This window comes from Nocardia flavorosea (assembly GCF_015477805.1).
In the GTDB taxonomy this organism is placed as follows: domain Bacteria; phylum Actinomycetota; class Actinomycetes; order Mycobacteriales; family Mycobacteriaceae; genus Nocardia; species Nocardia flavorosea_A.
Genome location: NZ_JADLQL010000003.1, coordinates 721,537 through 729,148 on the forward strand (window position 1 = coordinate 721,537; position 7,612 = coordinate 729,148).

Annotated in this window: 7 protein-coding genes and 1 pseudogene; 4 read left to right on the plus strand and 4 right to left on the minus strand. The window is 65.0% G+C overall.

Translation table 11 applies throughout. The features are described 5' to 3' along the window. Nucleotides 1-6: 6 nt before the first annotated feature. Complete coding sequence (locus tag IU448_RS18605) at nt 7-1,650, minus strand: flavin-containing monooxygenase (RefSeq protein ID WP_195056862.1); 1,644 nt, start codon at nt 1,648-1,650, stop codon at nt 7-9. A gap of 570 nt (nt 1,651-2,220) precedes the next feature. On the opposite strand from IU448_RS18605, the gene IU448_RS18610 reads away from it, so the two are divergent. Both IU448_RS18610 and IU448_RS18615 read left to right on the plus strand, forming a co-directional pair. After that, nucleotides 2,221-2,679: a nitroreductase family deazaflavin-dependent oxidoreductase gene (locus IU448_RS18610; protein WP_195056863.1), complete on the plus strand. Its 459-nt coding sequence runs from the start codon at nt 2,221-2,223 to the stop codon at nt 2,677-2,679. A gap of 91 nt (nt 2,680-2,770) precedes the next feature. Then, nucleotides 2,771-3,793 (plus strand): linear amide C-N hydrolase, encoded by a 1,023-nt coding sequence (locus IU448_RS18615; RefSeq protein ID WP_195056864.1) that lies wholly within the window; start codon nt 2,771-2,773, stop codon nt 3,791-3,793. Nucleotides 3,794-3,929: 136 nt separating this feature from the next. Here IU448_RS18615 and IU448_RS18620 read toward each other — a convergent pair whose 3' ends face one another. Then, nucleotides 3,930-4,769 carry an SDR family oxidoreductase gene (locus tag IU448_RS18620; protein WP_195056865.1) on the minus strand — a complete coding sequence of 280 codons (840 nt, stop codon included), beginning with the start codon at nt 4,767-4,769 and terminating at the stop codon, nt 3,930-3,932. A 155-nt stretch (nt 4,770-4,924) separates the two neighbouring features. On the opposite strand from IU448_RS18620, the pseudogene IU448_RS18625 reads away from it, so the two are divergent. Both IU448_RS18625 and IU448_RS18630 read left to right on the plus strand, forming a co-directional pair. Then, nucleotides 4,925-5,077 (plus strand): annotated as a pseudogene (locus IU448_RS18625) (transcriptional regulator); the annotation flags it as partial. Nucleotides 5,078-5,113: 36 nt separating this feature from the next. Beyond that, entirely contained in the window at nt 5,114-6,730 is a 1,617-nt protein-coding gene (locus tag IU448_RS18630; RefSeq protein ID WP_195056866.1) for a recombinase family protein, read from the plus strand. Nucleotides 6,731-6,739: 9 nt separating this feature from the next. Here the strand turns inward: IU448_RS18630 and IU448_RS18635 are convergent, their stop codons facing one another. Both IU448_RS18635 and IU448_RS18640 read right to left on the minus strand, forming a co-directional pair. Beyond that, nucleotides 6,740-6,979 (minus strand): hypothetical protein, encoded by a 240-nt coding sequence (locus tag IU448_RS18635; protein ID WP_195056867.1) that lies wholly within the window; start codon nt 6,977-6,979, stop codon nt 6,740-6,742. Nucleotides 6,980-7,278: 299 nt separating this feature from the next. Next, nucleotides 7,279-7,612: IS3 family transposase (locus tag IU448_RS18640; protein WP_228813344.1), on the minus strand; the 334-nt coding region annotated here is incomplete at its 5' end.

Below are 7,612 nucleotides of genomic sequence, written 5' to 3' on the forward strand. Positions count from 1 at the left end.
TCCCGGTCACCGGGTCAGCGTGAAACCTTCGTAGTCGTCGGCGGCGACCTGGTCGCATTTCTCGCGGAATGCGCCGACGCCGCCGATGTAGGCGTACATCACCCTCGGTTTGCCGGGCACATTCGATCCGACGTACCAGGAGTCCACCTTCGGATACAGCGTCATATCACCGGCTTCACCGACGTGCCGAGTCCATGCCTGCTCCGCGGCGCCCTCGGCCTCCATGGTGGTGACGCCCTTGGACCGCATCACCTCGATCGCATCCGCTACCCAGTCGACGTGCTGCTCGATCGACACCATCATGTTCGACAGGACGGCCGGGCTGCCCGGGCCCGTGATCGTGAAGAGATTCGGAAATCCCGCCACGGCGAGACCGAGGTAGGTTACCGGCCCGTCGGCCCATTTCGTCCGCAGTGAGGCACCGCCGCGGCCGCGAATATCGACGGCGTCCAGCGCACCGGTCATCGCGTCGTATCCGGTGGCATAGATGATGTCGTCGAACTCGAAACTCTCCTGTGTCGTTTCGAGTCCGGACTCGGTGATCGCGGTGAGCGGCGTAGCGGAAACGTCCACGAGCCGGACATTGGGACGGTTGAACGTTTCATAGTAGTCCGTACCCAGGACCGGGCGTTTGACGCCGAACAATCCGGTGGGCTGTAGCAACTCGGCGACGGCCGGATCCTTCACGATCTCGGCGATGCGGTCGCGGATGAACTGGGCGGCGGTTTCGTTGGCGGCTTCGTCGGTGAGGGTGTCGGTGAATCCGGTCAGCATGCTGACCAGTTCGCTGTCCTTGTCCTCCCACACCTTGCGGTAGAAAGCGTTTCGCTGGTCTTCGCTCACCTCGAGCGCACCTTTGGTGGCTTCGGGTCGCGCGATACCGAACGACGATTCCCGGTTGGCCTTGCGCACCTCGCGATAACGCGACTTGATATCGCGCTGGAATTCGGGGTCGAGCGCGTGGTTACCGGCGGGCAGAACATAGTTCGCGGTCCGCTGGAACACGGTGAGTTCGCCGGCCGCTTCGGCGACGAGCGGAATGACTTGCACCCCCGAGGAACCGGTGCCGATCACCGCGACCCGCCGGCCGCTGAAGTCCACCTCCCGGCCGGGCCAGTTGCCGGTGTGGAAACTGCGACCCCGGAACGTGTCGATACCCGGCACTTCCACCATTTTCGGCGCCGACAGGCAGCCTGTCGCCATGATCGCGAACCGCGCCGAGACGACCTCGCCCCGATCGGTGGTGATCTGCCACCGCGCGGCGGACTCGTCGTAGATCGCGGCGGTGACCCGGGTGCGCAACTGCACGTCCTTGCGCAGATCGAAACGGTCCGCGACGTGGTTGATGTAGCGGAGCAACTCCGGCTGCGGCGGCAGCTTCTCCGTCCACTCCCACTCCTGTTCGAGCTCCGGATCGAAGGAGTAGTTGTAGTACATGCTCTTCACATCGACGCGCGCGCCCGGATAACGGTTCCAGTACCACGTGCCGCCGACGCCGTCACCTGCCTCGTACACCTGCACCGAGAGTCCGAGTCCGCGCAACCTGTACAGCATGTACAGGCCGGCGAATCCGGCTCCGACGACGACTGCGTCGATCTCGCGCGCCTGCTGCCCCGTCGAGAATCCGGGTTGTTCAGCGGTCGTTGTCATCGTGAGATCTGCCTTTCCATGAGTTGCTGCGGGCGGACCGCAGCGGTTCGGTCCGACTGGGTGGCGAGCCGGCGGCCACCTGGCCGAGGAAAGAGCCGGCGGTGATGTGGTCGGACGTTGTCGACGATGACATCGCAGAAGTCGTTGCCCCTCCCTCATAGCGCTGTCGCTCGGCTGATGGCACGAGCTCATCGGTGCGCGAACGAGACTCGCCGAGCTTCAGTATTACAGACTGGCACAGGTTACAGTTTGCCGGAACATCGTTGCGCGCGTTGGTGTTCGCTCGGTTCCGCTCGCCCGTGCAGCCGCACCGGGAGCTATCCCAGCGCCGCGGGCTCGCGCACCCGCGCCGCGTTACGGAACTGCCCCGGCGCCTGCGCGCGTGCCCGGCCAGGAGGTCCCCCCACGTGCCACCTGCCTCGATGCGTGCACCCGCGGTGCCACGAACACCGCCGACCGCGAGTACATCGGCCAGGACCTCCATACTGATGATGACAATGCGACAAACGGATATGTTTTTGGCCTGTTCAGCTATCGATTGATTCAATACACACCGCATATGGTCGAACCATGGCAGACGTGAACGACATCATCGATATGAACAGCCAGGTCATCACCGAGTTCCGGGAAAACGGGGGCAGCGTCGGCGGTACTTTCGAAGGCTTTCCGCTGATCCTCGTCCATCACATCGGCGCCAAATCCGGCATCGAACGGATCGCGCCCCTGGTTCCCTATGTCGAGGGCGACCGGATCTTCGTCTTCGCCAGCCAGGGCGGCAGCCCGAAGCACCCGGCTTGGTATCACAACCTGGTGGCCAACCCGGACACCACCGTCGAATACGGTACGGATACGTTCGCGGTCACCGCCCGGGTGCTGTCCCGGGCCGAGCGTGACGAAATCTATGCCAAGCAGGTCGCCGTGCAGCCTCAGTTCGGCGACTACCAGCGCAAAACCGACCGGGTCATCCCCGTCGTCGAGTTGCAGCGGCCCGGCCACCGACGCGCGCCTGCCTCGATTCACGACCGTTAGAATGATCATTGCGGAACACCTGGGTGAGTGACCGGATCTCTCGAAGTTCGTAGGCTCGATCATCTGCGATTGTGAAAGGTTCAGGATACTTATGTGCACTCGCGTAATCTGGCCCGACGCAAACGGATCCGTTCTGGTGGGACGGAACATGGATTTCCACAAGGACCTGATGACGAACTTGTGGAAACAGCCTCGTGGGATCGCCCGCGACGACGGAGTCGAGGGTGCGCTGACGTGGATTTCCCGATTCGGAAGTATTATCGCCACCGCCTTCGACATCATCTCGGTGGACGGTCTCAACGAGGCCGGATTGGGCGGCCATGTGCTCTGGCTCGCCGAATCCACCTACGGTGAGTTCGACAGGGCTCGCCCGGCGTTGAGTCAGGCCATTTGGCTGCAATATTTCTTGGACAATTTCGCCACCGTCGCGGAAGCCGTGGACTGGATCGGGAAAACGAACGTCCAGGTAGTGCAGATGCCGGACCCGACGGGCGGCACACCGCCCGCGATCCACCTCGCTCTCGATGATGCGAGCGGCGATTCGGCGATAATCGAGTACATCGATGGCCGGCCGACCGTGTACCACAGTCGCGACTACCGGGTGATGACGAACTCGCCCACATACGATCGGCAGATCGAATTGCTCGAGCGCTGGCAGGGTCTCGGGGGAGCGGATCCGTTACCCGGCGATACGCTGGCCGAGCATCGTTTCGCTCGGGCGGCATATTATGCGGGGCGGCTGCCCCGGCCGAATAGCCGGTTGGAATCCATCGCGAGCATGTTCAGCGTCATCCGCAATGCGGCGCAGCCGTTCCGTATTCCGGATCCCGGAAAACCCGATGCGTCGCAGACCATTTGGCAGGTGGTCCTGGACTTGACGAACAAACGTTACGTGTTCGAGTCCACCACGCGGCCCGATATCGTGTGGGTCGACCTGGCGGATCTCGACTTCGAGGCGGGCTCGGCGCAACTCAAACTGGATCTGGTCGGGAACCGGTCGCTGGAAGGCGGTATCACCGGAAACGCCGGCAGCCGGTTCGAGGATTCCGGCCCCATGGAGTTCCTGTCCTTCCCGGTCCTGAAGCAGTTCGAAGCGGCGCGGAAGGCAACGTAAGCCGTCGGCAGTACAACTAGGACCGGTTCGATGTGCTGTTCGACCAGTACGCCGGTCGTCGGCGATCGTCCGTGGCCGGGGGAACAGATCCTCGGCCGACGCGAGACCGGACGCGGCCCGAAGTGTCCGGCGGGGATCAGACGCTCTCGGCGTGCGCGGTCGCAGCAGCGGCCTCGCGCAACGGTGCGATCTCGCGTTCGATGCGTTCGGCGATCGCGACGCGCCGGTCCAGCGAGTCCTGCCCGACCGGCAGGTGCAGCGGAAGCCGCTCGCCCGACGCGATCCGGTAGACGAAGGCGGCGCCCTTGACGGGATCGCCGAGCTGGGTGTGGTTGGCCTCGTCCGCCCAGTCCAGGGTTGTGTGGGCCGGTGTTCCGTCGTACTCGGCGATACGGGCGGCGGGCAGTTGCACCGAAGACGGGTCGAGGAAATCGGTGCGGAACACACCGGGCTCGACGACCATGCTCTGGATACCGAACGGCTCCAGCTCGGCCGCCAGGGCCTCGCTGATCCCGGCGACGGCGAACTTCGCCGCAGAGTACATGCTCACGCCCGGTTCGCCCTCGAACCCGGAACGCGAGCCGATGTGGACCAGCTTGCCCCCGCCGGCCCGGCGCATGATCGGCAGGACCGCGCGGGTGGTGTTGATCAGGCCGAACACGTTCACGTCGAACAGCGACCGGGCCTCGGCGTCGGTGATCTCCTCGAGCGCCCCGAGCAGCCCACGGCCTGCGTTGTTGACCAGGACATCGATGGCACCGAACCGGTCGACTGTCTCGGCGACCGCCGCAGCGATCTGGGTTTCGTCGGTGACGTCGAGCCGCACCGGCAGTGTGTTCGGGTGGTCGCGGATATCGGCGGGCAGGACTTCGGGGCGGCGAACCCCCAGTGCGACCCGCTCGCCCCCGGCCAGAGCGGCGCGGGCGATTTCGAGTCCGAGGCCGCGTCCGGCACCGGTGATCATCCAGACAGACATGGAGTGGATTCCTTTCCTGGGAGCGTGTTGTCGCGAATCACGACTCCTCCATCGTCAGCGGCCCCGGGAATGTGGTGAAGGCCCACAGTTTCCTGGGACAAATCGGGCCCCCTTGGGTGCCTGACCCGAGGGCTCGCAATGGGGACACTGGAGACATGTCCGCTCATTTGGAACCCCGCCTGGCCGATTTCCTTCGCGCCGCGCGCGCCCGCCTCACCCCGGACCAGGCCGGTATCGCCGACGCCGGCCGGCGGCGCGTGGCGGGGTTACGGCGTGAAGAGCTCGCTCTGCTGGCCGGGGCTAGCATGTGATTAGTAGCCCCTACCGGATGGGGAGTGATTTTCATGGCAAAACCGCAGTTCACGGCGGGTAATGGTCTGGTGTTGGACATCTATGCGCGGGTGTCGCGGGTGGGTGATGAGCGGCAGCGGTCTACCGGTGGGCAGGTCGATGACTGCACGGTGCGGGTGCAGGATCTGGGTGCGACCGTGGGGCAGGTACATGTCGATGATGGGCGTTCGGCGTGGAATCCGAGGGTGCGGCGGCCGAAGTGGGATGCGTTGATGGCGCGGCTGGAGTCTGGGGAGACCGGTGGGGTGGTCGTGTTCGATATGGCTCGGTTCTCGCGTCGTCCGATCGAGGGTGAACGGTTGATCCTGGCCGCCGAGCGGGGTCTGGTAGTGCTGGACAGTGAGGGCGAATACGACCTGGAAACAGCGAACGGCCGCAAGACTTTTCGTGATCAACTCAACGCAGCTGCCTATGAATCGGACCGCCTGTCCTCGCGGGTGAAGCGCGGCAAGCGGGTGAAAGTCGCCCGCGGGGAGTCCAATCACACCCACCGCCCGTACGGGTACGAGAAGGACGGGATCACCGTTCGCGAGTCCGAGGCGGCGATCGTGCGCGAGATGGTGGCCCGGGTGCTGGACAAGCACGCGGACATCGAGGCGAAAGCCGCAGCGGCGGGCGGGGACACGACGGCAGGGGTAAAAGAGGACGCGGTCGGTTACAAGGCGATCGCTGTCGATTTGAATAGGCGTGGGATCACCACCCGCACGGGCAGCGCGTGGAGCGGGGAAAAGGTCAAACTGGTCGTGCTCAACCCACGGTATGCCGGGTTCGTGACCCACCACGGCGAGATCGTCACGGCGATGGCGAACGCGAATCCGTTGATCACGCCCGAGCAGTGGGAACGGCTGTGCCTGCTGCGGGACACGACCCGGGTAGGGCGGCCCGCGAGCGCGGTCTACTTGTGCTCGGGGCTGGTGCATTGCGGGTTGTGCGGGCGGGGGTTGACCGGCCGCCCACAATACGGGCGCACGTATCCCGATGGCGAAGTACGCCGCCGGTACTGGTGCCAGAAGCGGCAGACCGGGGGCGGCTGCAACCGCATCTCGATCGACGCCCGAACTCTCGACAAGGAGGTGGGTGCGCTGGTGGTGGCGACCCTGTCCGATCCCCGCCACGCCGACGCGCTGATCGCCGCGGCGAATGATCTGGCCAAGCGCCGCCGCCCGATCGCCGACGCGCTGGCCGAGGCACGTGAGACGGCGACAGTGATGTCGGCACGGCTGGGTAACGGGGAGATCAGCCTGGACCGCTACGACACCGTGATGGCCGGGGTCGATGCCCGCATTGCCAAGCTGGAAGCCGAACTCGACGCCCTCGACGCCGAATACGATGTCGATGACTCCCCGGCAGTACGCGCGGAGTCCGCGCAGGCGTGGGCGGCCCAATGGGCGGACGCGGGAATCGCTGACAAACGCGCCATGATCAAACGCGCGCTGCGCGGCAGCCGTCTCGTGGTCGGCCCGGCCACCACGGCGGGACCGAGGTTCGATCCGTCCCGGATCCGGTTGGTGGACAAGACCACACGCCGCCCCGGGGCGCAGGACGGCCCTGGGCCGGACGTCACGGGGGAGGCGGGCACCGGGGCCGGGGACGGGGTTTCTGTGGCCTGACGCGCGCTATCAGGCGGCGTTCGGGTACTGATACGGGTCGCTACCGGTGTCGGTGTCGGTGGCGGCCCGTTTCCGTGCCCGGATACGGTCGAGGATGGCAGCGATCGCGTCGAGTTCGACCCGGTCGAGGGGTTCGCGTTCGGCGACGACCCGACGCCAGTAGCCGATCCGTTCGGGATCCAGCGGCACCACCACCGGCCGGCCGGAGTCCGGCGAGGGCGAGTCGGGTTCAGTCGGTTGTCCGGTCATGGCGGGCAGCTCCCTCACGCAGACGAATGCATTCATCCACTACTCCCGCCGAAAAGGCCATTTCGGGACACACCCGGCAAGGATTTCTCCAAACCGAGATCTCTTCGTGCCGAGACGAGCCACTGTCGGCGACGCGCCGCTGCCGGTACCGGCCGTGAGAACGCAGGCGCCTCACGAGGCGGGAAGCCGCTCACATGATCAGCCGGAACAAAAGACCGGACGCGCGGATATGACCGTCACGGATGTCTATACAACAGGTATGTATTGAGGTTCCCCCGCATTGCTGGAGGGCGGAGTAATCAGGTTCCGGACGGAACCGGGTGATGGTAGCTCGCTTCGAACTCGTCCGGTGATCGCCAACCCAGCTTCTTCTGGATGCGCTGGCTGTTGTACCAGCCATCGATATAGGCGAACAGGGCGTTCTCGGCCTCGTCGCGGGTCCGCCAGGCCCGGCGATAAACCAGTTCGGTCTTCAACGTGGAGAAGAAGTTCTCCATCAACGCATTGTCGTAGCTGTCGCCGACCGATCCCATCGATTGCGCGATCCCATTGTCCGCCAACCGGTTAGCGAACCGGATCGCTGTGTAGGTCGAGCCTCTGTCGCTGTGGTGAATCAACTCACCGTCGCGGATG